Here is a 24,306-nt window from a genome sequence, read left to right as displayed (position 1 = left end):
GCTGAGGTCAATACACATATTGGCAAAATTCCTGGATTGTATTCTATTCTCTTATCTGAATAGATCTTCGATATAAACAGAGGACAGTATTTCGAGGAATCCGTAGCTCTATTGAAGACTATTCTGTAGCAAAGATTATGGCTGAAATTGATTGGGATGCAGATGATGTCGAGCGACAAATTATGACGGCATCGGAAATCTCGGATATGGAAACCGCAACGACTCAGTTGATGGATACTGTTCAGTGTATCAATCGGTGGGTGGACGAGCATCCCGAACACGACCAGCTGTCGGTGTGGTCTCGTGAGCTGCTTGAAGCGGCACTCTATATTCAAGGTGAGTACATGCATTCCCAGCAGTTGAATTACCAGTATTTACAGGAGAAGATTGAACAGTTTGAATCGTCTGAGCAGTAGCGGGTTTCACATACTGCCCTGAAACTAGCGATTGATTTGTTTGATCGGTACATACGAAACGAGAACGAATGGGGCAGATTTTCTTGAAATCTCTATCGCCCGAAGATTGACGGCAATTCACATGCTGTGTGTATGCACTGATTCAGTATGCCCTCCACAGAACAAGCGTGTGCTCGGTGTGGTAATCAGATTACAGACGATGACCCGCATGCCTGGTTGACAATTCAGGGAGTAAATTTGGGATATGAGATCATCGATGATGATCATGTGGTTTGTGAAAATTGCTATAACGACTACCGCGACTTTATCAACCAATCGCCATAGCAAGGGCAGGATGTGATCTGGTCACTCTCCTCAATCAGAGCACGCCGTCACACGAGAACATGCTTGCAAGGTATATTTCTGCATTTCATCAGTGGGCATCAACCTCTTGGAAATGGTTCGAACGCTCGAAGGGTCGATCGAACTCTCAGAATAGTATGCGACGAACAGTGGTCGCTTTTTGGACAGTGAAGGAGGTGTAAATGGATGAGACACCATCCCTCGATGGGAAATTTCCTCAAAGAACGGCAGAACAGGAAGTGTCCCGTCATTGGTGGATACGGTGTACTGGTGGGCTGCGGGATTCTCGTGGCTCTCGGTGGTGACTATAACGAGTCTGGGGAAACCGCGCCGAAGGCGAACTATTCGTGCTGTGCGCGTTCTGTGCCATCTCGTCAGATTCAAGGGCTGCAATAGAGTCAAGAAGCATCCAGGAAATCCGACACCAGTGGAAAGAAATACGACTTTGAGAAAACTATTTTACATAGCAGTGCGCAGTACTACGTATGGCCGATATCGATGAGCGAGTCAAAGAGGAATGGAAAGCCACCACAACAGGCAGGGAGCGAGTCAAAGAGATACTCACCGAAACCACGGAGTACACAAAAGCTAGTGACATCGCGAAGCAGGCCCTAGTGAGTGAGCCAACTACCAGAAAATATCTGACTGAACTTGTCGACGAAGGTATCGGTAGCACTCACCAGGATGGGCGTACGACGCTGTACAGGCGTAATGAAGGCCATCGCATCGACAACCGTATTAAAGAACTCCGCAGGACCCACTCGCATCGAGATCTCATTGCAGGAATCCAAGAGATGAACGAGACACTGCAGGAATTTAGAGAAACCTACGACGTCGGGAGTCCAGAGGACCTCGCAATCAAGCTGGAACCCGGTGATGACGGGTGGAGCGATCTTGGGAAATGGCGGTCAACGAGACAAAATCTCGCTCTTGCAAAAGCTGCGCTGCAAGTAGACGAGGCCCATCGGCTCGCGGAAGCCTGATTCATGACGGACGATTGGACGTATGTCGATACTGGCGCTCCGGATCAGGATCTCATGAAGAGAGCACGAACAGTTGCCGAAGAGTACGAGCCACTCATTACCGATTCAGAGTTTGATAACGCTCTGAATCCAGAGACGCTTCATCTCTACGTCGAAGATGGGATTACTACCGATGAAGGACGGTTTGATATCACGTGGACGGACAAACACTACTACCGCTATCATTACACCGAAGGAGACGACTTCAACTATCGCTACGACTACCATCCTCGACGAAACCTCCCCACAAACCACTTTCACGAACCACCAGATGCAACCCATGGCAATGCTGTTCCATCCTGTATTGAGGTCACAGCAGTACGACTTGTCACTCTCGCTGTCCTCCAACTCTGGCGGGATGCGGTGGATGCTGATGACCTTACACGCCTCCAGCAACCAAATCCCCCATAACGTACAATCTTGGTGAGAGCTACTTAATCCGAATTTGGTAAGCGACCGTCACCCTCTTCGACGTGAATCGACCCACCGCACTTGCTACAACAATACTGTTCGGGGTTACGTACCGTCTTCGACTGACGATATCGGGCAATCCGACCGCCGCAGTCCTCGCAGACGAGCCACCACTTTGGGGCGGTGAATCGATCGAAGTGTTGTGGGGTGTCGAAGCGGTCTTGAGATTGAACTCGAACGCATCGTTCCGCTCCGGGAAGGTATCATCCCGCTGTTCTGGGTCGAAGGCGGCGAACGTGAGAACATCAAAGCAACACTGCAGGAGGATTCGCTCACCGAGAGCGCCGAGTATCTCACGCGAGCAGATGACCGGTATCTCTTCGAAATCCGATGGGTACCAGAGGTCGATTCGCTCATCCAACCGATGATCGAGAGTCGGGCAGAAGTGTTGCGCGGGAAAGGCGATGTTAATGAGTGGGAGTTCCGCCTGCAATTCGATGACCGACCACAGTTAGCGGAGTTTCGGGAGATGTGCCAGGACAACGATATCCAGATTCAGTTGGACGCGCTCTACAATCCCGTGATGCCAGTCGAAAAGGGGGGCACACTCACCGACCAACAGTTCGACGTGATCGAGACAGCCTACCAACGAGGCTACTGGGATATTCCGCGGAATGTCACACTCGGAGAGTTAGCCGATTTAATTGGCATTAGTTCGAATGCCTGCTCCCAGCGACTGCGGCGAGCGCTCAAAACGCTGGTTGGGGAGTTTCTCGCCGCAAAGCGGAAACGAGAGACTGCGGATACCGACTAATGCGGGGCGAACCGCGGGACGAGAACGCAGCTGGTTGTGATCGGCGTGAGCATGGGCATTCTATCTGCTGGCATTCGGAGTGGTATGTGAACGCGAACCATGGGGTATCATCCACCGGTAGTAGTGAGACCAACAGCCTTGGGAATCTGGTTCTAGGTGTTGTGTATGGAAGTAACGTGCGTCGAACTTGATACGTCGTTGCAGCTGTTCGCGAGCCCGTCCCGTCGGCGGCTTCTTATGAACTTGCTTGCGTCAAATCCACTTGATGCAACCGACATCCCTGCGAAGATGGCTACCGATGATGCGGAGGTAACTGGCTTCGAAACGCGACTGTATCATATTCACTTGCCGATGCTCGACGATGCACGCATCATCGAGTGGGATCGCGATACCGATGTCGTGACGCGAGGACCTGCGTTTCATGAGATTCAGCCACTCCTCACGCTCATGGATGAGCATCGCGATGAGCTCCCCGAGCACTGGTTCTAGGCGGAGAGTCATCTGAGGGGACGCTTGATTCTGCACGCCCATTCGCCTGCACCAATTGAGTGAGGATGTATTTCATGTGCACCCATCGGCAGTGATTCCATGTACTCCACTTCTGCTTATACACCAGATATTCAATCGAAGTTGCTCACCGCGACACGGTAACTCATACTCCCACATTTTGCACTAAGCAGAACTAAGAAAGTCTGGCAAGCGTACCGAATTTGTGTACTTCCGTTTGTGACGCACCCGGTAGTGAATTTAGATTATCAATATCTCGCTCACCGATACATTCGGTCGTACTATTCATACGTTCAGTGACTACCGAACAGTCTCAATAGCCGCTGTAGAAGCATCTGAAGCTCTCCTTCGCTCTCTAATATACAATAAGATAACTCTAATTATCTAATACTAGTAAATCGCTAGACAACAGTCGATTAAAGACCAACAACCTTTCCGTCCCATAATAGAGATTTCAGGCGAGAAATCACGTCCTTGAGGACGTGGCTTCATCGCCGTTTTTATTTGTCAACCGTTCTATTCGAACCTCGTAGGTGTTCTCTCTGCGTATCTCTCCTTGTCAGATTGACGGAGAACCGTCAATTCTCGACAATCTGAATTCTGGTCGGTGATTCAGTGGTTAGCCCATCAATTACGTAAGCCCTCGGACAGGCAGGTCAACACAAAACAATCAAATACCTCCAAGTCCCGTTTATTCTCCGGACGAGAGGTGTACCGGTACCGTGACATGGCCAGCGCCTCGTCGGGGTATAAATCATAAACATCCCAACCCGGCAAGACCGGCTTGTGTAAGGCTGCGTCTGTAGGCGCGGGAGAATATCACTCGCTTTTGCTCCTGTTCGAAATATTCCTACCACTCTGGATCATATCGATGGAATGGAGTTCTACATCAGACATTTGTCGACAAATACTCAAATGGTTCTCAAGGATCTATTAGTGGGGTTCCCTCTCACTGTGTTCTACTTTTTCGAACCAGTATCCTCCCATCGTAATTTACTGTAATGTTTAGACAACCAATCCAGAAGACGAGTTTAGGTTTTTCGAGCTGATCAAGCATCGAAAAGTGGTCGTCAATATTGATCTGACATCGTCGACGAACTAGTAATCTTGCTTCGTCCCGTGGATAATCAGTGACGAATGCAATGATGTCGATGATGCATTGCTCAAGTGTTGTTTCACCCGTGATGTCATATTTGAATCGATACTTATGGACATACATTTGCTCGTTGCCGAACGCGTTCTTCTGAACTCTGTTCTTGAACGAACTCGATTTGGCCATAAATGTACAGACACGATAGTGATAATAAGTATGGGCGGCATAATATTCATTGTATGACGATTTGCGAAACAAAGCTGAAGAATACCAAGTACACGCCATATCGTATTCCATGGTAATTTTAGTTAGTTTAAGATAGTTAAATAAAGGTATAAATACCTTTTCGTAGATAGGTATGGGATACTCCTGGTGAAACGCTGATTGCGCATCGGTAAGAAGGCCGCTTTGACACGGCTATACGTGCTGAAACCCACGTCTTTGGTCATAATTTGACGGGAACCGTCGAGGGAGGACGCGAAAGCGCCCTTCGCTCCCGAGAAAACTTCGCGCAACCTGAATATCCTCTTTGAGGAATCCTCGCCGTTTACCGCAGGGAAGATGTCAAATAACCGTATCAACTAATAACTCGATTTTATCTCACTACATGCTCCCAGTAACACCTGATTACGCAAATTCAGGAAGTATATAACAAAGACTCATTTGTCACATAAATTTGTCTGAGAATGGCTAACGAACAAACAGACGGAGTCACGATTCCGAGTAATAATCACATTACGACACGGAAATCGCTACCTGCTATTCGGAAAACGACGCGTACGACGATCAAATTCCTTTTCCGCAGTAGTATTTGGTGGTGTTGACGGATGCAAAAAGAATTATTCGGCATCTTCGGATCGCGGGAGGAGTTCGCTAACCTTCGATCGGAAGACGAATTTGATGAGGTGCACAGCGGAGATGGGGTGACCGTGGGTATTAGGGATCCACATTTAGAGCATCACGGACGAAGTGCAACATACACGTGCGATAGCGGCTTCTGTGTCATCTGGGGTGAGGTTTATGCATCTGCCCAAGACAGCCACTACGAGAGTACAGCTCACTGGCTTTTTGAAAACTCCGTCTCGCATGGCTTCGAAGCGTTTTCGAAGCTCAATGGATCGTACCTAGCAGTCGTCGAATTCGGTGGCAAAGCGATCGTCCTTACGGATCCGATTCGGTCATGGGAATGTTTCTATACCGACGCTGCTGGTGTGCGAGTGTTCGGAACTGACGCAGCATCTGTTGCACAAACGATTTCGAAGCCACGGCTTCATCAGCGGTCCCTCAACGAATTTTTCCAAATAGGAACAGTTTTTGGGAATCGAACGTGTTTCGAGCAATTACACCGGGCTCCATTCGATGGCTATCTTACCTCCGAAACCTGCGAAACGCTTTCCAGGTTCACGTACAATCCGCAGTCATTCGATTATGTCGATGAACTCGCTAAACGGCTGGAGCGAGCGATAGCACGACGATCCAAATATCCAGGTGAAAAAGGATTACTGCTCTCAGCCGGTTCGGATGCGCGAGTACTTCTCTCACAGGTACCCGACATCGATCGGTGCTACACCATCGGTATGTCTGGTTGTCATGAAGTTGTAGTAGCGAAGCAACTGGCGGAACAATATGACGCCGACCATGTCGTCTTTGACCCTGATGAGCGATACCTGCTCGCCGACGCAAATAAGGTTCGACATTCTCAAGGGATCAAGGAATCACTTCATATCCACCATGCCGGATACGTTGGGGAGATGAACGTTGAAACGATGTATCATGGTCTCCTCTTCGACACGCTCTTCAAGGGCCACTTTCTCAAAAAGAAGTCGTTTGAGTTATTCGATGTCAACGTGCCACTTCCGTGGTTAGAATCTGACCCTGAGCCTATCGAATTCGTGCTCGATACTCTCGGCTACTATCCCAATAGTCGTCACCAAGTGATGAAACAGATGATTGAGCTATTCCCGTGTGAGTATGTGGATGCTCCAGAAATATGGCTTAAAGAGAGTCTTCAGAAGGAATTCAAGACCTGTTGGAAGCGGACAAATTCGATCCACAATGCAATGGATCTCTTTATAATCAAGAACCAGCCGACACTCCCGTTTCGGACACACCTCGCGGATTCATACTGTGAAGCATTCGTCGCCGCGGACATCGAACTGTTGGCATGGCACTTACAGACTCCACCGTCGGTTCGCAACCAGAAGACCGTATTAAAGGCTATCAAACGGCTTGATGAGGATCTGCTTCGGTATCGTCCACCCGATAAACCATACGATTCATCATTCGTAAACAATATCGATCAATTCCTTCACCGTCGGATTCCGCTTGGTCGCCCGGTTGAACCGGCGTGGCCCAATCGAGACGAGATGTATGAACGATTCGACTTGGATGAGCGCCTCTTTTCGGGTCAGGAGCCGTTCGAGAAGCTTCCAACACGACATAAGTTACGGTTCAACGATTTCAAAGAGTGGGTTGGTCAGGCACAAATACAGACGGAACTGGATTCAGTGCCGGTTGACCCCGTATATGTTCATGACTCTACGGAATCAGGAAAACAGAGCAAAGTACGCGCAGAGGTTCGGTGAACTACGCCGCGCTTTATCGCGGAGCTTCCTGCTTCCACGACGCGCTTTGCAGGAACCCGTTCGGACGAGTTGAGTGGCCCGTCGACACTAATGTTTCTATTTTCCATAGATGTCTGGTAGAACTGATGAATAGTGAAACCACTATTCGTCTTTGGACCTTGTTTCTCCGCCGAGAGCGCCTGAAAGTCTTTGATTCATTATTGAAATTTTCGTACTATAAATGACTTCACGGATTACCTGAATTTTATCGGTTACAGATGGTGTCTCTATAGGTCGGATATAGTTTATCACAGATCCGATCAAAAACAAAATAATGAGGTAATAGCTAAAGCTCGAGAGGAGGTTTGATGAGAAAAATGCTTCATGAATTCCGTTAATAAACAAGAATCTGCCTATGATTCCAAATGACTTGTTGAGGTATTGGATTGATAAATTCATAGTAGGTTTGTTATTCTCATCGAATCGTTTCATACTCGTGTGACACTTTTTTATTGTTTTATATAATAAATATTTATAATTAGTTATTCATATTATTGAGATAACAAAAGAAGGTTACGTTTGAATTACATTTAACTATCTTAGAAGGACGATGAAACGCAATTTCCAGTGGTGCCGGTTATTTCTGCTATCGGCACCCAGCTCCGAAGTTTTGTGTCACATACAGACGACCGTCAAAGGCAACTTGTGCGCCAATTCCTTCGGTCGCCCACGTTTCGGATAAGATATTTTGTCGGTGCCCGTCACTTTGCATCCACTGCTCAACACTCGTTTGCGCTGCGCTTGCTGCTGATTCATCGCTTGCGTAGTTGTAGAGAATATTCTCACCCCACGCTTGGCATGATATCTCGAATTTTCGATAACGATCACCCACGGTTTCTCCATCTGGAGCGGTGTGGGAAAAATAGCTCTTATCAATCATGTCTTGACTGTGATAATCGGCTGCTTCTCCGAGTTGGTTGTTATATCCGAGTGATTGTAATCCCCGCTCCGTTCGAATATTATTAATCTGCTCATGGATCCGTCGTTCAACGCATTCCTCATATTCTTCGTGAGTTGATTGGGCGGTTGTTTGATTTGTCGCAATCGTTGCTATTGTTGTACTACTACCAATTACTGCTGCACTTTTTCGAAGAAACCTTCGTCGATTGAGTTCGGACATGCAATTGTCCGTATCAAGCGATCCACTATTGCTATTCATCTGCTAATGACGGCTACTCCAAATTTGAACGGAAAATGATAAAGCAAAAACTGTAATAAACAGTTTAAATGGTTAATTAGAAACATCTATATAAAGGAACGGATTAATTAGACGCAAAGCCTTGCTCTATTTGGCGGGGATACACGCTGCAACCTTAGTTCGGTATCTCTCAATTAATCCATCGTTTTTATTAAGTAAATTAGTCCGACTGAGAACCGAGAAAACGCGCAACCTCAACTTCGTGGATTCCCGCGTCGATAGGTCCAGAAGGATGTCAAAGGATCTCTTGTAGATTATTAAACTGCACAAAGTAACGATCTACGAATGTCCTATGGTAGTAAGAATGAAGATTTGTCATAAAATTCCCAATAATTTATTTATCTAATTTAAAATTAGTAATAACGGCTAGAATTCATATTTGGCAAACTACACATTAATATACAAACATTTAATATTTGGAATGACGATATAGCAAGTGGAGAATCATTATGGAATCACAAGCACAAAGCAGGAGGTGGGCCGTCTGGAGTCCAATTTTCATACGGCTGGCAATGGGAATCGTATTTGTTGTCGCTGGAGCCGGCAAATTCGGTATCGGTCCGAAATCAACCGGCAGCATTGCCGGATTTGCAGGATTTCTTGCGCAACTCGGTGTGCCAGCGCCAGAACTCTTTGCGTGGGTTGTCGGGCTTGTCGAATTGGTGGGCGGTATCCTACTCTTAGTAGGCTTATTCACGCGGTACGTCGCAGTCCTGATCGCGGTCGACATGGCTGTCGCGACGTTGCTCGTTCATCTTCCGAATGGATTTGCAGTCGTTAACAATGGGCCGACGGGTTATGAATATACTTTGACGCTCACCCTGATTGCGATCTCCTTAGTATTTAGCGGTCCAGGTGCACTCTCACTCGAACATGCACTCTTCGGGCGTGAACTCCTTCCGAAACGCCAAAATGATCGGATCGACCAACAAGTTAAAGCCTAAATATTTGTTTTATTAGCAAGAAGTGCTTGCAACAGATCAGGTAGTGTATAACCAAATGTTTGGAAACCATACTCCGAATTGTGTTCCACAGTAGCTACAGTCTACTGTGGGATACGCAGCGTTACCTGTGATCCACCGGAGCCGAAAGCACTGGGATTGGAATGGCATACCAATTGTTGTTTCCCATACTTTCAACGAAAGCATTGATTGTGGATCCGGGGTTCCCCTTTAACTTAAGTAGTTAGTGTATTTTCTGTGGAGCTGTGGGGTTCCCGTCTCACAGTGCATCAAAGACGACGACGGCGCCGTATCCCCTTACGTAGATTTGAGGAGAAAGTCTCGCCCTTGAAGGCAGGAATTAATCCCATACCCTATTCGTCAACCGCCGCCGATTGCAGGGCCGGATATTTAACGAACGGTAAGATTAACGGTCCTCCCGCCGTATCTATACTACCGACGGTCCCCGGTTTCGAGTTCCGGTCTTCGACCGTTCGACGGCTTCGCCGTCTCACTCTCCCGAGAAAAAAGTCGAACCCCAGTCCGCCACGTCCGGGCCAATTGGTCGTCTAACGCTGATGGTGGTACCCAACAGGCTGAAGCGCAACATGAATATCCTCTTTGAGGAATCCTCGCCCCTCAGGGCGGGGAGGATGTCAATTCGATACTCGATGAGAGTGAAGTACCACGGGTCGGGTGACCCGTGGCTTCACCATCTTGGGAGACAGTCCAAAATGGACTCGACTACCGAAGGCGAATTTAATTCCCTTCGCGCTCCCTTTCGGTCGCGTGGAAGCGACAACACCCGATTCGGTGTGTTCGGTCGTATCGGCACTCCCGTCCAACAACGACCTCGCCGAACCGTGAAGGTCGGCGGCTTCACTCACCGCCCGACACCACCTGTCTCACCGAGTTTGTTGCAGTCGGATTTTGAGAAGTTGTTAACGATGGCCTCCAATTGGAATACCGTGCGAAGACGCCCTAACTCTTCCGGTTGTGGCGATTGCGTACGCGATTCACCCACGGGTCACCTGACCCGTGGAACTCTCGCTGTATTTTCTTTAGATTGGATTCTGTAATGCCAACAGTGGTAAACGCCCTACAGGCAGAGCAGATCGAGTACATAGGGCTTGCTCCGGAAGTGGTTCACGGTTCTGTGCGCCGCATCTCCCAAAGATCTGTGAAATCAATTGCTTCGATACCGCTTGTCTGATCGATATACGATAGAAGCGTCCCATACTTTTTGACGTTTATTGTGTTCTTAGAGTCGAAGTTGTGGAAGTTGAGGACGGTGCATTGAGAGTGGTCTGCGGCAAGCCTCACTGCACGTTTGCAGATTTCGAGATCGTGACCGATCGTTCGGGGAATGACGAGTGGGTTAAACCCATTCACGCCTGTCGTGTTGACATTGCCTGACTGATTCATTCCACCCATGTAGTGATATTTGCTGATCACCTCAAGTGCGGCTTTGTCGAAGTTGTTTCCGGGATATACGACGAAGTTCGCGCCCTCAAACTTATTCTCGAGCAACCACTGTTTGTTGCGCATGAGAAGGGAGTCCAACTGTGACGTAGGTATCTCGGCGAATGGTTCATTGGTGCTGCCGTGTGCGATGACCTGGTCGCCAGCGTCTTGGCGTTCCTGCAATTCTTCGATTGACATAAAGAATGGTTGCTCCGCTTTCTCAGGATATATAGGCATTGTGAGGACAGCCGGAGAATTCGCGTGAATCAGTTTCACCTGCGAGGATAACATATAGGTTCTTGACGTTCTTGAATGCTTATTTTTTATTTTATTCTTTTTCATTTGTTGACTGTGCACTATCTTCCTGGGTGTTTTTGTTATCCTGGTAAGTACACTGGATGGCGTCTGCTTTCCCACCATCAACCGATATGGCAACGGCGTTTTTCTGCTGATTGACGTTCAGCTGCGTGACATCCTGGTACTGAATAACCTGAGATGAAGACTGTTGTGAACTCGATTGAGCGTCTTTCCTGTGATTTTTGAGCCACGATTGGAGATCGGTTGAAGAGGTGTCGGCACCGAAGATGAGGTAGACATTTTCCCCACCCACATTCATGGCGTTATCCGCGGCCGCTGCCGATGTGCCAGAAAACGTGGTGACGGCACTTGCACCAAACCCAGCAACCGCGATTCCTTTCAGATGCCTCTTCGCTTTACCTTGTTACTGGTGTCGAATTTTCTTTGTCGCATTACAATATACTATAGATATGTATTGGGTTTTTTATTAGTTACCTGCCAACAATAATTATATCTAAGCTGAAATTAGATGTTAAATTAGTTATAATTTGAAAACGCAGCGACTGTGAAATAGGAGCCCGGATTTTTTGATGTCTGCTCTCTACCTACTAGAGGTAGAATTTTTGCTAACAATCGTCATTGGGAGTTAACGGATCAGTCCCCTTGTCGACCTCATCGCCGTCAGAGACGCCATCTCCATCAGTATCTGCACAGCAAGGATCTGTACCCATTTCCTCCTCTTCACAGTCTGTAAGTCCATCGTCGTCAGTATCGTCTCCATCGCCACCATCGTCACCGCCGTCGTCGCCATTATCGCCGTCGTCGCCGTTATCGCCATCGTCTCCATCACCACCATCATCACCGCCATTGCCGTCATCCCCATCACCGTCGTCGCCACCATCATCACCATTACCACCGTCATCGCCGTTATCACCATCGTCGCCGTCTCCCGGTTCTTCGGGTGGTTCCTCGACGGGTGGCTCTTCGTCCTCGTCACATTCTTCGACCACAACGGTGGCCTCGGCTTCGCGATTGACTGTTGTCCCGGCTTCGTTGTCGCTGGTTCCAGTTACCGTATACGTCCCGGGGTCGAGTCGGATCACTCGCCGCTCGTCCGGCTGAAGGGTGACCGTTCGCGATTGTGGTCCATCGAATTGAAGCTCAATTGCGAACTCTGTGTCGTCGTTGCGAAGTTCGACTGCTCCACAGTCTTCATTGTCGACGCGCGCGTTCGAAGGACACGGATCGAGTGTGACACTGGAAACTGATTCGCCTGTCAGAATGTCCGTAATCGGCACCGACTCGCCACCGCTCGTCTCTGCCTCGACGGTGTACTCGCCCGGTGCGAGTTCGAACCCTTCGAACTCTTGACCGGGCGCGATGTCGGTCTGCGCTGGTCCGTCTTCTGGGGTCTGTGCGATAGTTCCGTCGGGGTTTCGCACGGTGACCGTGACCGTTTCGTCCGTGTTGTTCTGGATGTGCGCGACCGCTTCACACTCGAGTTCCAAGGTAACGCCGTTCCCAGCATCCTGTGCCAGGGCGATGCCCGAGCCTACTCCGCCGATGGTTGTGGCTAGCGCAGAAGTTTTGAGCACTTGTCGGCGTGTGATTCCGTCTTTGTTTTCCGAGTTGCGATTGATTATCTCTCGCATTACGACTCGGAATAATTTGGCGGATACTATTGTTATGGGGCGCCTGATAGAACTAAGATAGATAGTAAGTAGTGATTACTGTAGTATTTCTCAGTAGCAGTTAACAACATAAGTGAATCAAAGTCGTTTACACACGAAGTACACTCTTTGTCTATACTTTGGATGCATTCGCTTCGCTGTGTATGATCCTGAACCCCCTCACGGAATATTTTCTATCTTCATCCTTGACTGATGTCCCAGTGCGAAACTCACATCTTTTAAAATCAGAGGAAAACGTATTAGTGACTGTTAATCTTCGTCGATCTGCAACTGAACTAACTCTTCAACATCGAGTTTCTTTTTTGCTGCCACTTCGACTTCCTCTTCGAGTTCGACCTCAACAGCATTCACGGCCCGAATCTGGCCGCGAATTTCGCCCGGCGGATTCTGTTCGGTGTGAACGTTCACATACGTATTCCCGGCGCGCATCGCCTCGACGAGCACGCTCAGAGACTTCCCAGCGAGCGGGCCAACCAAGTCCGCCGCAGTAATGGATCCTGTTGCCAGCACACCGTTTTCGGTGACACCCTGGTCAAGCGCGCCGACAAACTCCCCCTCATCGTTTTTCAGCCCGAACAAGAAAGTCACTACATCCCCGTTTTCACCCTTCTGACCCAGGTGAATATGGGCTTGAGTGACGTTTTCGGTATTAGCCACGAGGAGCGCATAGTGGATATGTGGGCCGTCTCCATGATCCGCGAATTTGAAGACCGCTGCACCTTCTCCTTTGGTCTCAACGGGCGGAACTTCCTGAGCACCACTAAGTTTCCCTGCACTGAACACGGTCTGTTTTTCGTCAGCGCAATCTTTCGTATCTGCACCGGCGGACTGTGTACCAAGACCAACGCTAGCTACTGTTCCTGTTCCAACGACTTTGAGGACATCCCGGCGTGAGTTGCTTACCATGGTCGTTACCAGTTTACGATGCAAAGAGACAGACTATTGTTATGAGGATACTGAACGGACCTCATCTCTCTTCAAATACAAACTACAATCACGTACTCTACGCCAGAATTGGTTCACATCCATGGTAAAGTCACAGATGACAATGAGCTGCATGTTTTATAGTGGGTTCTGTTCACCCTGCTGTATTCGTGTCCGATGTCTGGTTCGGACACCGTAAGCTACCACGCCCTAAAAGGCGTGGCATTCCCCTACAATGAGGTTTCAGACACACCCTTGGCAACGACGTGGCGGGTTACACACCGCCGATTCACGGAGAACGAACCATTCCGTTCGTATGTCCGCTACTCCCAGCGGGGATTTTATCCACCGGGGACCGCTGGCGGTTCACACCGCTTTAATTCAGCGTGTTCTCGGGTATTTCGCGGATGGTGAAACCATCTCGGAGGGACACCGTCACCGTCCCGCGTTCGGGGGTCGGCCTACGGCGACCCGTACAAAAAGACCATTTTGGTCTCAATGCACTACTATGACAATAGTTAACAACACTACTAAGGCTTGCGATTATGTGGCGAAACCGTCGCAAGCAACAGACAGCGGTTGTATAGATAGCGAACACATTCCTCCCGCGCCTCAAGTCGCGGGTTTCCTGCTGTGGTACCTATGAGCCTAAGTCGTCGAACAGGAGCCCCTCCCGCGTTGGTGTCTGTACGCCGTTCTATGAACCCAGAAGATATTGGCAGAATTCTTTCCTACACGTCAACTGTGACGTGCAACGTTCCGTTCGTTGATGCGGTAAGTATAAATAATCTAATTATAATATCATGATAGAAAAGAGTGACTACGAATCGACAGTCGACAAAACCCTCATACATCTAACACAACCCCAAACCGTCTCACCAGTCGTATTCCAATCAGAGTGCTCGCTGATTTTCACTGCTACATCACCACATTCCGGACAAGACTTGGCGATAATGTTTTCAGAAGATGTGGTCTTTGCTGATGAGTATTTACTGAGCACATTTTCAGCAATTTTCTTGATTACGCTTTTTTCTTCTATCGCTCCTTCTTTTCCGCTGAATTGATTTTTCGACATTAAAGAGAAAATAATAGGAATCAACTTTGTTATATGCTGTCTGAAGTAATTGAAAGAACCGTAACCGGGCATTACTATATTTAAGAAATTGTATCTATTTGCCCCTACGAAAGTATTTTCAATTTTTTTAAAATAATGAAATTTGTAATAAGTTAAAATTATAAATAAACATGTGAACGGTGGATTCAGAAATCGGCAGACTACGTCGGCGCTGATATTACGTCGTTAAGCGATAAGTATGTTTGTTAGCAGAAACCTTTGCTGCCCCGCGATTTATGGGGTAAATACATACCATTCGGTTTGACATCGAGGGAGACGCTGAAAGAACATCTAAGGTATTACCGTACAGTAAAAGTAATCAAGGATGACAATTTGTCTACGCTTGCAATTTAATAATTGAACAGACTCGGACCTCTCAACCGAAGTCTACTGATACCCCATCGGAAGAGGTTGGGTACCAACACTAAACCTCCAAGTATCTTCAAATCCCGTCTGGAAAACGGACGGGGCGCGAGCAGGGAGGGGATACAGCGCCGCATAGTTCTCATACACGATTCGGTGGCAGGCCCACAGGCCCACGCAGTCACAACGTTTTTGCAGTAGGGTAGCATAGTATTGATCGAACCCAATGGAATACGACCTCGACTCAGGAGCGCACTCGACGTATTCCCTGCACTATCACCTGATACTCACCACGAAGTATCAGCGCGGAGTGCTAACCGAGGAGCGAACCCAATTCATTCACGAGGTCATCGGCGGGTTCACGGACAACTACGGTGTCGAACTGACGAACCTCGACGGCGAGGACGACCACGTACACATCCTGTTCCGAGCGAAACCAACCACGGACCTCGTGAAGTTCATCAACACGGTCAAGGGCGCAACCGCCCGCCGTATCCGCAACGAGTACGAAGATGAACTGAAGACCGAACTGTGGGGCGACTCGTTCTGGAACGACTCGTACTGCCTCATCTCGACGGGGCAGGTGTCGTTAGATGTGCTGAAACAGTACGTCGAGGACCAACGCGAGTAGAATGTACTACGCCTACAAATATCGTCTCAAGCCGTCCGACGCCCACTACGAGGAGTTGGACCGCCATCGAGACATTTGTAGGCAACTGTACAACCACACGCGCTACCGCCTCTACGAGTACCAAGACGAACACGGTGAACTGCCGTCCATGACCACGCTACGGTCGGAACTCCCCGACCTCAAGAAGTGGTGGGACGGACTCTCCGACGTGTACTCGAAGGTTCTCCAAACCGTCATAGAACGCCTGTTCGACAACCTCAAAGGACTCTCCAAACTCAAGCAAAACGGCTACGGCGTCGGCCAACTCAATTGGAAGCCACCACGGGAGTTCCGCAGTTTCACCTACAGTCAGTCTGGCTTCAAGCTCGACAAGAAGGGCGGTCAGGCTGTGCTGTCACTCTCGAAACTCGCGGACATACCGATTCGCCTCCACCGCGCCATCCCCGACGACGCCACGTTCAAGCAGGTCACGGTCAAGAAGGAACCGACGGGCGAGTGGTTCGCCACCTTCGGCGTCCAAATGGACCGTGAACCTCCTGATCCACCTGAGAACCCCGAGAAGTGCGTCGGTATCGACGTGGGGATTCTCAAGTACGCTCACGACACCGACGGCACGGCAGTCGGGTCACTCGACCTGTCTGACGAGCGCGAACGCTTGGAACGCGAGCAACGGACGCTCTCGCGGAAACAACACGGGTCGAACAACTACGAGAAGCAACGGCGACGAGTCGCGGAGTGTCACGCTGACCTCCGACGGAAGCGCCGCGACTTCTTGCACAAGCTCTCGGCGTACTACGCTCGGGAGTACGACCTCGTGGCGGTCGAAGACCTGAACGTGAAGGGGATGATGGAGTCACCGTCGAACAGCCGCAACACCGCATCAGCGGCGTGGGGGACGTTCCTCTCGTTGCTCGAATACAAGTGCGAGCGGGAGGGGACGCACTTCATCGCGGTCAACCCGAGAGGGACGACCAAAGAGTGTGCGTCCTGTGGCGTTTCGACGGAGAAGCCGTTGTGGGTCCGTGAACACGCCTGTCCCGCCTGCGGGTTCGAGGCGGATAGAGACGCGAACGCGGCGTGGAACATTCTTTCTCGCGGCCTCGAAGATGTAGGAGTGGGACACTCCGAATCAACGCCTGTGGAGACTGCGCTCCCTGTGGATACGCCTGTATCTGCAAAGCGCATCGTGGAAACAGGAAGCCCTACCCTCAAGGAGCGAACGGCGTCAGCCGTGAGCGAGTAGGGTAGGGTAGTTCACTAAACGTAAATCACAGACAGTGCTGTCTCTCTTTGTAAGCGATATGGTATTGGCACCTAAAATTCAGATAATTCGTTGTCTGGATGGGGTTGTCAGTCACTCCGTGAACGGAGAGGGTGGCGATGCAGAACATGTCTTTCGCGAAGAGCGTGGTACAACGATGCTCGGGAACCAACCGAACCCAGGGCTCTTAGTCTCGCTGCATCGCCACATCTCATCTCCGTATGAGGGCTCACCAATGGTGAGCATCTTCAGTACACCAGTATCACACATAGTTATTACTTGCCTGCTCGGATTGCTATCGGAGAGCGTGTCTAAATTATAACTATTTCTACAAAATTAAGATTACCATTTGCACACTACACTTGTGTGTTTCCAGCCATAGACAGTCTGGTCTACATTCTTGCTTGCTTGGTTCTCATAACCAATACGGCCCGAATGTCTCACAATTTGGCCTGCAATTATAAAGCGATACTCACCCGTCTGTAGATCGTTGCGTTTTGGCGAGATTCACTGTTCAGTGAGCGTCATGTGGGTCGCCGTTGATCTTCTATCTCGTGTCGAGTGATCTACTACTTGTATCAATATTAATTCAGTAAGTAATGATTACTATGGTTTACTTATCTCACTCCATGGATTTCGTTTTTTAATGTATCATCACATATCTGATAAATAGGTTAAATCTGATGACTGTTTTGGGTGAGTTCACCGTGTATTAGGCTCTCCTTGTCGTGTTTCAGATTATTCATAACAATGGGGTATGCCGAAATTAGTTTGACCGTAGATGTCGAAGAAAAATACAACAGCGAGAAATGAGCAATTGAATGGGAAACAACAGGCAGATGATCTCGCGATGTCACGCCGGTCGTTTATGGCAGGCGGTAGCGCGCTCGCAACGGGTGCTGCATTCAGTAGAAATGACTTAACCGAAGCGAAGCTACAAGAAGACAAGCCTACCGAGGTTCCGGATGAGCCTGACGATGACAGTCAAGTGCGACATTTCGATGTGCACGCGATCGACGTAGACATCGTCTACAATCGTTACGGCCTCCACCAGCCCGTCGGTGTAATGTACGCCTTGGAAGAAGACCTCGACGAAATCCGTGAGGTTTCAGGCAAGATCCCCTGCGAGAACAATGTCGTCTTCGATGACAAAGACGAGGAGTTCTTCTGCGACGATGTGCCAAAGGAGAAGCGCACAGAGTGTGACACGCGGCTCATCCAACCGCTCACGCTCCGCGCGAACAAGGGAGACATTATTGAGATCGAGTTCCATAATGACCTCGATCGCTGTGCGTCGATGCACCAGACGGACCTGCCGTACGAGGTCGATACAAGCGATGGAATGGAGGTCGGCCAGAACGAGGATACGGTCGTGCCGCCCGGCGAAAGCAGCACCTACCGGTGGTACGCAAGCGAGTTCGGCGGTCATTTCTTCCTCGACGGGGCAAACCAGTCGTACTTCAGCAGTGAGGAAGACCCCCAGGAGGTGAACCTGTTCGCTCGCGGCCTGTTCGGCTCTGTCGTCGTCCATCCGAAGGGAACGACGTGGACCGATCCCTATACAGGCGAGGAAGTGCAAGGTCGGATTCAGGCTGACATCCACCATCCCAAAACCATCTCCCAAGAGGCGAAGAACGCCGGTCTGTCGGCCGATATGAGCTACCGACAGTTCCTCATCCACTACCACACGCCGGAGGGGATCGAGACCGCGGACGGCGGCCAGCTCACCTACCCGGACAGCGATGAACCGCAGATGGTTCACGCCATTAACTACCGGGCCGACCCGACCGGGAACCGCATCCCCACGCTGGACATCGACGACCCCGACATCGAAGAGCTACGTGAGACATTTTACAACTCCTGGCTCCACGGCGACCCCGGCGGCGGCGACAACGTCTACCCGATGTACGTCGGCGACCCCGTGATGGCCATTCCAGTCGGTGCTTCGGTTGAGGAGAATCACGTCCATCACCTCCACGGTCACCGCTGGAAGGAGACGCCCGCCCTTGGCAATTCGGACACCATCGATTCCCAGACCATCGGTCTCGGCGCGTCGTACGAATCCCCGTTCACCACCGCGTTCGGAACGCCCGACGCCGCTATCAACGACTTCACCTCGATACGCCCGAATATGACGTTCGAAGAGGCATTCGAGGTCGGTGCTGGCGGCGCACACGAGTCCACTGGCGACTTCTTATTCCACTGCCACCTCTTCCCTCACTACGGCGAGGGGATGTGGGGAATGATGCGCGTCCTTGACAAAGAGCGGAAGGGACTCAAGAAACTCCCGAACAACGAGCCGCCACTCCCCAAGGACAGCAAGATACCAGGCTACCCTGAGTTCATCCCTGGCGAGTTTGGCGAAGCACCGCCGTTCCCGCCGTACGGAGCCGCCGGACTCGACGACTTCCGCGATCCGGAACCGGGGGAGGAAAAGGCGCTCACCCGGAAGGGCGAAATCAAGCCCGGCGCGCCCTACACTGACCCCTGCGACCCGGATATCGACGAGTACGAGCCGGCGTTCGAGGGCGAAAAACGCGAGTATACCATTGTCGCCCTTCCGGCGAACATCGTCTACAACGACGCCGGCGACCACGACCCCAATGGCCTCGTCTACGTCCTCGAGGAGCACGCCGACCTGGTGAAAGAGGGGAAGATGAACCCCGAGCCGCTGGTCATCCGCGCGAACGTCGGCGACTGCATCGATATCACCTTCAAGAACGAGGTCACCGAGGAGAACATCGCCGCCATCCCCGGCGACCGGTTCCCCGAGAATCCGGAGGGAGAAGACATCGGCGCGGAGAACGTCCCTATCGAGGCGGGCGGAAAGTCTACCCACATCCACTTCGTCTCTTACGACGTGCTCGGGTCGGACTCGCTGGCGACCGGGTTCAACTACCGCCAGGATACCCAGCCCGACGAGACGGGCCACTACCGGTGGTACGCCGACGAGGAGGGGACCATCTTCTTCCACGACCACATCACCGGCATCGACGACGTGATGCACGGCTCGTTCTGTTCGCTCGTCGTCGAACCGCCGAACTCGAAGTGGCTCGACCCCTACAGCGGCGACCCTATCCGGAGCGGGACCCAGGCCATCATCGAGGACCCCAACGGCACTGACTACCGCGAGTTCTGCGTCGCCTACCAGGACTTCGCCCAACTCATCGACCGCGACGGCGAACTCGTCAATCCAGAACAAGAACACAACGAGAACGCGGGGGTGATGGCACTCAACTATCGTAATGAGCCGTACTACCACCGCGACGACGCCGACCCCGCCTATGTCCACTCCTCATACGTCCATGGCGATCCTGCAACACCCGTATTCGAAGCGTACGAGGACGACCCGGTCCGGTTTAGACTCTGGCAGGCAACCTATGAAGAACAGCACAACTTCAATATCCACGGTCGGCAGTTCCCGACTGTCGGGATCGACCCGCAGGACGCCACCACACAGATAATCGGTACGTCCGAGGCGTTCACGATGGACCTTGATCCCGAGGAGGAGTTCGCCGACAACGGCGATATGTTCCAGGCGTTAGAGGAGAACCCGTCCGGCCTCCCCATCAAGGACTACATGTATGGGTCGGAAGTGGTCGACGACCTCTGGGACGGCATGTGGGGCCTGTTCCGCGAAATCGGGAAGGAGGTGAACCACCTCGAACCGCTGCCGGACAGGGGGGCACCTAAGGGATCGATCTCCCAGAGGGAATTGAAGAAAATGGGTCATCCCGCGCCGTACAGCGACTTCGACTGGAGTAAGCGCGGCCAGCTCGCCCGGCTCCTCTACAGCAAGAACGACTCCAGGAAATTCCCATCGGACAAAGATGCTCGCCAGAACGATGCCATCAACTGCAGCCCGCCGCCAATAGCGCCAACGCCGGGCGATCCGTGTCCCGACGACGCCACACTCAAGCAATTCGATGTCTCAGCGTTTGACACGGAGATCGAATACAACGAGTACGGTGACCATGACCCGTTCGGCATCGCGTACGCATTGGACGACGACGTTGACGCCATCAAGAACGGCGACTTGCCACTGACGCCGTTGGCTCTGCGTGCGAACGTCGGTAACTGTATCGAGGTTACGCTGACCAACGAAATCGATTTCGACGCAATCGACGAGGACCACGCACACCCTGAAATGCAGGGTCCAGATCAGGAATGGAAGCGCTCGAAGCGTATTTCAATTCATCCTGAACAGGTTCAGTACAACGTACTCGCGTCGGACGGAGCGACCGTCGGATTCAATTGGGACCAGACAATTGGACCCGGCGAGAGTATCACTTACCGATGGTACAACAACGGCGACGTCGGTGCCGGTGTCCTCCACGACCACGCGGATATCCGGAGCAACCGTCACCACGGCGCCTATGGTCGGATCATAATTGGAGAGGAAGGCGTCACGTACCTCGACCCAGTGACGGGCGAACCCGCGCCACAAGGCCGCAGCGATTCGGTGATCGCGAAAGTTCCCGACGGCCCCGATTACCGTAGCTTCGCGCTGGCATTCGCCGACGGACAGTACATAATCAACAAATTTGATCCGGACAATTGCGTCGTCCCACCGGGCGACGACCTCGAGGATCCCGATGCGCCATGCAACCAGCTTGGGGATCCAGAAGATCAAGGCTTCCCGGCTGTCAACTACCGGTCGGAGCCGTTCTCCAGGCGGTTCGACGAGGATCCCGACCCCTGGAACGTATACGACTCGGACATCCACGGCGATCCCGTGACGCCGATTCCCCGGGCACTGCTCGGCGATCCGATCAGGATGAACGTCCACAAGACCGCGGACAAGGCCGACGGACTCGTATTCCACCTCGCGGCCCACCAGTGGGACCGTCTCAGGAACGTTGAGGCATCCAAAGACGTCGGTGTCGACGACCGGACCAGCGTCACCAAGAATGACGTCGTCGAGCCCAAGGGCGGCGCCGGCGGTCTGGCCGAAAGCACCGGCGACTTCATCTACCAAGAGACAAGAGAGAAGTTCAAGCTTGAAGGCGGCGAATGGGGCTTCCTCCGAGTCGGCGATAAGCAAACGGATTTCTGCAAGCCCGTTCAGCCACTCCCGGATCGTTGCAAGACGCTCATTGACGACCGTCCAGGCTGGCGGGTCGCGCGTGGCGACTTCACGGGCGACGGCACGCGCGACATTCTGATCGGCGTGCCATGGAGTGCCCACGAAGCCACCGAAGCGGGGGCGGCCTACCTGTTCACCAACCCAGTCAAGTCCGAGCAGATCACGGATCTGACCGGCGCTGACGTCAAGTTTGTTGGGTCGAAGGCCGGCGATCGGGCAGGCAAGACCGTCAAGATCACCAACCATAATGGCTCAACCGCCGTCGTCGTCGAGTCGGAGTCGACGCGATATGTAATCCCCCGTTCCCAAATCGCTCACGGGAAGGGGTCATTCGCCACCAAAGTACGGCTCGCCGATGCAGCCATCAAGAAAGACCGCTAACCAATCCATCTCTTCTCTTCGATCTTTTTGAGGCTACGTTACTTCAGCTGTGGATCACCGTTGACGAAGCTACGCGTTCGTAGTCTGGGCGTACTTAGCGACGGATTTTGTTCATTCAATAGCGAACAATATAACATCGGAGTGGAACCAGAGTCGGTAATACGTATAGTAGACACCTCACGACACGATACTCTCGCGCCAACGGCAGTCACCGACGTCCGAGATGGGATGCCGAAGAAGTTCGAAATCAGTAGTGAAAATCCAGCGAAAAACGGCATGCATTCATCTAACGTTCATAAATCCGGTGAAATCAAGCTAGCGTGTTATCTCTTGGAGAGCGATCAAGAGGTGAGAATACCTCTTGATCGTTGTTGATCTCCCACCTGGAGAGGCCAACAATGAAGTTTGCACTTCGGGGGGTGATCCCCCGGAAACGATACGAGACTCAGAACATTAACCATTGGGGTGAGCATATCACCCAGTCAAGTCATAGAATTTTAATTGTGAACTACTCCCACGTACCGCGTTCGGGCTTACCCAGCCCTCACTTGTTGAGGTGGGAGCTTCCTGTTTCTGTGTCGGAACGTGCAGAAACCATTTCCACAGCGTCCACGAGAACGGAGTTCTCGTGCGGCCCATCAGAACCGTTGGTTCTGAGGACGGTTCCAGACTCCGCAGGCGACTTCCCTTTACAGGTGGTTCGGAGTGTCCCACTCCTACCGGATGGACACTCAACCACCACGTCCGATGCACGCTTCTTGTCGCGTTTGAACACCGGACGCATTGCAGTGAGTGTCTTACTACCCTATTCAACCGCGAGGGTAGTAAGGCTCTGGCGTACAGTAAAAGTAACCAAAGACGGCGGGCGTATCCCCTCCCTACTCGCTCGCGTTGCTCGCTCCTTGAGGAAGGGGGCTTACCCGCCTGCATTTCAGCTAAATAAGGCGCTAAGTTTGTTGGTATCTGAATACAGGACACATAGGCTCTTCTGTGTCGCAAGAATCAGTATAGTGTGAAAAATTGTAACCGCCAGCGGCGAATGTTGCTTTAGGCTTCTTGCGAAGCTTCGTTCTCTGCCTCGGAGTCTGCGTATTGGACGTTAGTGTTGCTCTGGTAGTTCGACTGCTTGACCGTTGCGTCACCAGACTTGCTGTAGTCGTCTGCGTACGAGACGGCTGCACCACTCTGCTTGTTGAAGTTCTGCTGGTTCACTTTCTGGCTCTGCCAGACCTGTGAGTTCGCTTTCTGGTCAATGCTTTGTTTGACTGCGTCGTCGTGTTTTTTGTCGTCTTTCTTATAGTCATCCCACGGTGCTGCGGCGGCGCCACCGGCGAACAGCGTGCCGACGAGCGCAACAACCATGAACAGGCTGAGTACTTTTCTCATAGTTTGGATCTCCTGAGCACGACCCCCCATTCCACTCCAACGTCAACTGGAGTCTGGTGGCGTCAGTGCTCATCCCCACCATTGAGGGAGTGCTATTTAGACCCCGAGAACCGTTTTTGAGTTTGCGTTGTTCGTGAACTGGCGTAATCCAGAAGTGGTATTTCTAAGCATGAGTGAGTCTCCCATTATCGATCGTGTTAAGCTTGGATTCTATCCAGACTCTCATCGGTATTCGCTGTTATAGGAGTTGGATCACTCATTTCATCTCTGGTATTCGCTGTTATAGAAGTTGGATCACTCAGTTCATCTCTGGTATTCTCCATAGTGCCGTCCGATTGGT

Annotated in this window: 18 protein-coding genes; 10 read left to right on the top strand and 8 right to left on the bottom strand. The window is 51.2% G+C overall.

Features of this window, described 5'->3' with window-relative positions; all coding sequences use genetic code 11:
* Window positions 1-137: 137 nt before the first annotated feature.
* The 6 genes from BW974_RS16590 (at window position 138) to BW974_RS16555 (ending at window position 7,190) form a co-directional block, all read left to right on the top strand.
* A complete protein-coding gene (locus BW974_RS16590; RefSeq protein WP_076431372.1) occupies window positions 138-416 on the top strand; it encodes a hypothetical protein in 279 nt (92 codons plus the stop codon).
* Between the two features lie 827 nt (window positions 417-1,243).
* Window positions 1,244-1,741, top strand: coding sequence for a winged helix-turn-helix domain-containing protein (locus BW974_RS16585; protein WP_076431371.1), 498 nt, complete (start codon window positions 1,244-1,246; stop codon window positions 1,739-1,741).
* Window positions 1,742-1,795: 54 nt separating this feature from the next.
* Window positions 1,796-2,191 (top strand): toxin-antitoxin system TumE family protein, encoded by a 396-nt coding sequence (locus tag BW974_RS24810; RefSeq protein WP_139328912.1) that lies wholly within the window; start codon window positions 1,796-1,798, stop codon window positions 2,189-2,191.
* A gap of 202 nt (window positions 2,192-2,393) precedes the next feature.
* Entirely contained in the window at window positions 2,394-3,005 is a 612-nt protein-coding gene (locus tag BW974_RS16570) for a helix-turn-helix domain-containing protein (RefSeq protein WP_076431369.1), read from the top strand.
* Window positions 3,006-3,170: 165 nt separating this feature from the next.
* The gene (locus BW974_RS16565; RefSeq protein WP_076431368.1) at window positions 3,171-3,494 is read left to right on the top strand and encodes a DUF7344 domain-containing protein; all 324 of its coding nucleotides are present in this window, start codon (window positions 3,171-3,173) and stop codon (window positions 3,492-3,494) included.
* Between the two features lie 1,938 nt (window positions 3,495-5,432).
* Complete coding sequence (locus BW974_RS16555) at window positions 5,433-7,190, top strand: hypothetical protein (protein ID WP_076431366.1); 1,758 nt, start codon at window positions 5,433-5,435, stop codon at window positions 7,188-7,190.
* Window positions 7,191-7,331: 141 nt separating this feature from the next.
* On the opposite strand, the gene BW974_RS16550 is transcribed toward BW974_RS16555, so the two are convergent.
* Window positions 7,332-7,661 carry a hypothetical protein gene (locus BW974_RS16550; RefSeq protein WP_076431365.1) on the bottom strand — a complete coding sequence of 110 codons (330 nt, stop codon included), beginning with the start codon at window positions 7,659-7,661 and terminating at the stop codon, window positions 7,332-7,334.
* Window positions 7,662-7,815: 154 nt separating this feature from the next.
* On the bottom strand, window positions 7,816-8,349 hold the full coding sequence (locus tag BW974_RS16545; protein ID WP_076431615.1) for a CAP domain-containing protein: 534 nt from the start codon (window positions 8,347-8,349) through the stop codon (window positions 7,816-7,818).
* Window positions 8,350-8,876: 527 nt separating this feature from the next.
* Between BW974_RS16545 and BW974_RS16540 the strand changes: the two genes are divergently transcribed.
* The gene (locus BW974_RS16540; protein WP_076431364.1) at window positions 8,877-9,371 is read left to right on the top strand and encodes a DoxX family protein; all 495 of its coding nucleotides are present in this window, start codon (window positions 8,877-8,879) and stop codon (window positions 9,369-9,371) included.
* Window positions 9,372-10,514: 1,143 nt separating this feature from the next.
* On the opposite strand, the gene BW974_RS16535 is transcribed toward BW974_RS16540, so the two are convergent.
* From BW974_RS16535 to BW974_RS24800, 5 genes are all read right to left on the bottom strand, one after another.
* Window positions 10,515-11,030, bottom strand: a complete 516-nt coding sequence (locus tag BW974_RS16535) for a polysaccharide deacetylase family protein (RefSeq protein WP_139328911.1) — start codon at window positions 11,028-11,030, stop codon at window positions 10,515-10,517.
* Window positions 11,031-11,160: 130 nt separating this feature from the next.
* On the bottom strand, window positions 11,161-11,448 hold the full coding sequence (locus BW974_RS16530) for a hypothetical protein (protein WP_076431362.1): 288 nt from the start codon (window positions 11,446-11,448) through the stop codon (window positions 11,161-11,163).
* A 307-nt stretch (window positions 11,449-11,755) separates the two neighbouring features.
* Entirely contained in the window at window positions 11,756-12,781 is a 1,026-nt protein-coding gene (locus BW974_RS26610; protein WP_076431361.1) for a hypothetical protein, read from the bottom strand.
* Window positions 12,782-13,069: 288 nt separating this feature from the next.
* A complete protein-coding gene (locus tag BW974_RS16520; protein ID WP_076431360.1) occupies window positions 13,070-13,726 on the bottom strand; it encodes a CHRD domain-containing protein in 657 nt (218 codons plus the stop codon).
* Between the two features lie 838 nt (window positions 13,727-14,564).
* Window positions 14,565-14,891: a hypothetical protein gene (locus tag BW974_RS24800; RefSeq protein ID WP_139328910.1), complete on the bottom strand. Its 327-nt coding sequence runs from the start codon at window positions 14,889-14,891 to the stop codon at window positions 14,565-14,567.
* Between the two features lie 556 nt (window positions 14,892-15,447).
* Between BW974_RS24800 and tnpA the strand changes: the two genes are divergently transcribed.
* From tnpA to BW974_RS16505, 3 genes are all read left to right on the top strand, one after another.
* Complete coding sequence (gene tnpA / locus BW974_RS16515; RefSeq protein ID WP_076431359.1) at window positions 15,448-15,852, top strand: IS200/IS605 family transposase; 405 nt, start codon at window positions 15,448-15,450, stop codon at window positions 15,850-15,852.
* A 1-nt stretch (window position 15,853) separates the two neighbouring features.
* The gene (locus BW974_RS16510; protein ID WP_076431358.1) at window positions 15,854-17,095 is read left to right on the top strand and encodes an RNA-guided endonuclease InsQ/TnpB family protein; all 1,242 of its coding nucleotides are present in this window, start codon (window positions 15,854-15,856) and stop codon (window positions 17,093-17,095) included.
* Window positions 17,096-17,981: 886 nt separating this feature from the next.
* Entirely contained in the window at window positions 17,982-22,580 is a 4,599-nt protein-coding gene (locus tag BW974_RS16505; protein ID WP_076431357.1) for a multicopper oxidase domain-containing protein, read from the top strand.
* A gap of 1,047 nt (window positions 22,581-23,627) precedes the next feature.
* Here BW974_RS16505 and BW974_RS16495 read toward each other — a convergent pair.
* A complete protein-coding gene (locus BW974_RS16495; RefSeq protein ID WP_139328908.1) occupies window positions 23,628-23,966 on the bottom strand; it encodes a hypothetical protein in 339 nt (112 codons plus the stop codon).
* Window positions 23,967-24,306 lie beyond the last annotated feature (340 nt).

Origin of the sequence: Haladaptatus litoreus, assembly GCF_900156425.1 — an archaeon.
GTDB lineage: Archaea > Halobacteriota > Halobacteria > Halobacteriales > Haladaptataceae > Haladaptatus > Haladaptatus litoreus.
The sequence above is the reverse complement of the archived record's forward strand: the minus strand, read 5'-3'. Positions and strand labels throughout refer to the sequence as shown.

Bases quoted from the DNA above. Each gene is read 5' to 3' on its own strand.
- BW974_RS16590 (WP_076431372.1), top strand. From the start codon at position 138: ATGGCTGAAATTGATTGGGATGCAGATGATGTCGAGCGACAAATTATG.
- BW974_RS16585 (WP_076431371.1), top strand. From the start codon at position 1,244: ATGGCCGATATCGATGAGCGAGTCAAAGAGGAATGGAAAGCCACCACA.
- BW974_RS24810 (WP_139328912.1), top strand. From the start codon at position 1,796: ATGAAGAGAGCACGAACAGTTGCCGAAGAGTACGAGCCACTCATTACC.
- BW974_RS16565 (WP_076431368.1), top strand. From the start codon at position 3,171: ATGGAAGTAACGTGCGTCGAACTTGATACGTCGTTGCAGCTGTTCGCG.
- BW974_RS16555 (WP_076431366.1), top strand. From the start codon at position 5,433: ATGCAAAAAGAATTATTCGGCATCTTCGGATCGCGGGAGGAGTTCGCT.
- BW974_RS16550 (WP_076431365.1), bottom strand. From the start codon at position 7,661: ATGAAACGATTCGATGAGAATAACAAACCTACTATGAATTTATCAATC.
- BW974_RS16545 (WP_076431615.1), bottom strand. From the start codon at position 8,349: ATGTCCGAACTCAATCGACGAAGGTTTCTTCGAAAAAGTGCAGCAGTA.
- BW974_RS16540 (WP_076431364.1), top strand. From the start codon at position 8,877: ATGGAATCACAAGCACAAAGCAGGAGGTGGGCCGTCTGGAGTCCAATT.
- BW974_RS16535 (WP_139328911.1), bottom strand. From the start codon at position 11,030: ATGTCAATCGAAGAATTGCAGGAACGCCAAGACGCTGGCGACCAGGTC.
- BW974_RS16530 (WP_076431362.1), bottom strand. From the start codon at position 11,448: ATGAATGTGGGTGGGGAAAATGTCTACCTCATCTTCGGTGCCGACACC.
- BW974_RS26610 (WP_076431361.1), bottom strand. From the start codon at position 12,781: ATGCGAGAGATAATCAATCGCAACTCGGAAAACAAAGACGGAATCACA.
- BW974_RS16520 (WP_076431360.1), bottom strand. From the start codon at position 13,726: ATGGTAAGCAACTCACGCCGGGATGTCCTCAAAGTCGTTGGAACAGGA.
- BW974_RS24800 (WP_139328910.1), bottom strand. From the start codon at position 14,891: ATGCCCGGTTACGGTTCTTTCAATTACTTCAGACAGCATATAACAAAG.
- tnpA (WP_076431359.1), top strand. From the start codon at position 15,448: ATGGAATACGACCTCGACTCAGGAGCGCACTCGACGTATTCCCTGCAC.
- BW974_RS16510 (WP_076431358.1), top strand. From the start codon at position 15,854: ATGTACTACGCCTACAAATATCGTCTCAAGCCGTCCGACGCCCACTAC.
- BW974_RS16505 (WP_076431357.1), top strand. From the start codon at position 17,982: ATGGCAGGCGGTAGCGCGCTCGCAACGGGTGCTGCATTCAGTAGAAAT.
- BW974_RS16495 (WP_139328908.1), bottom strand. From the start codon at position 23,966: ATGAGAAAAGTACTCAGCCTGTTCATGGTTGTTGCGCTCGTCGGCACG.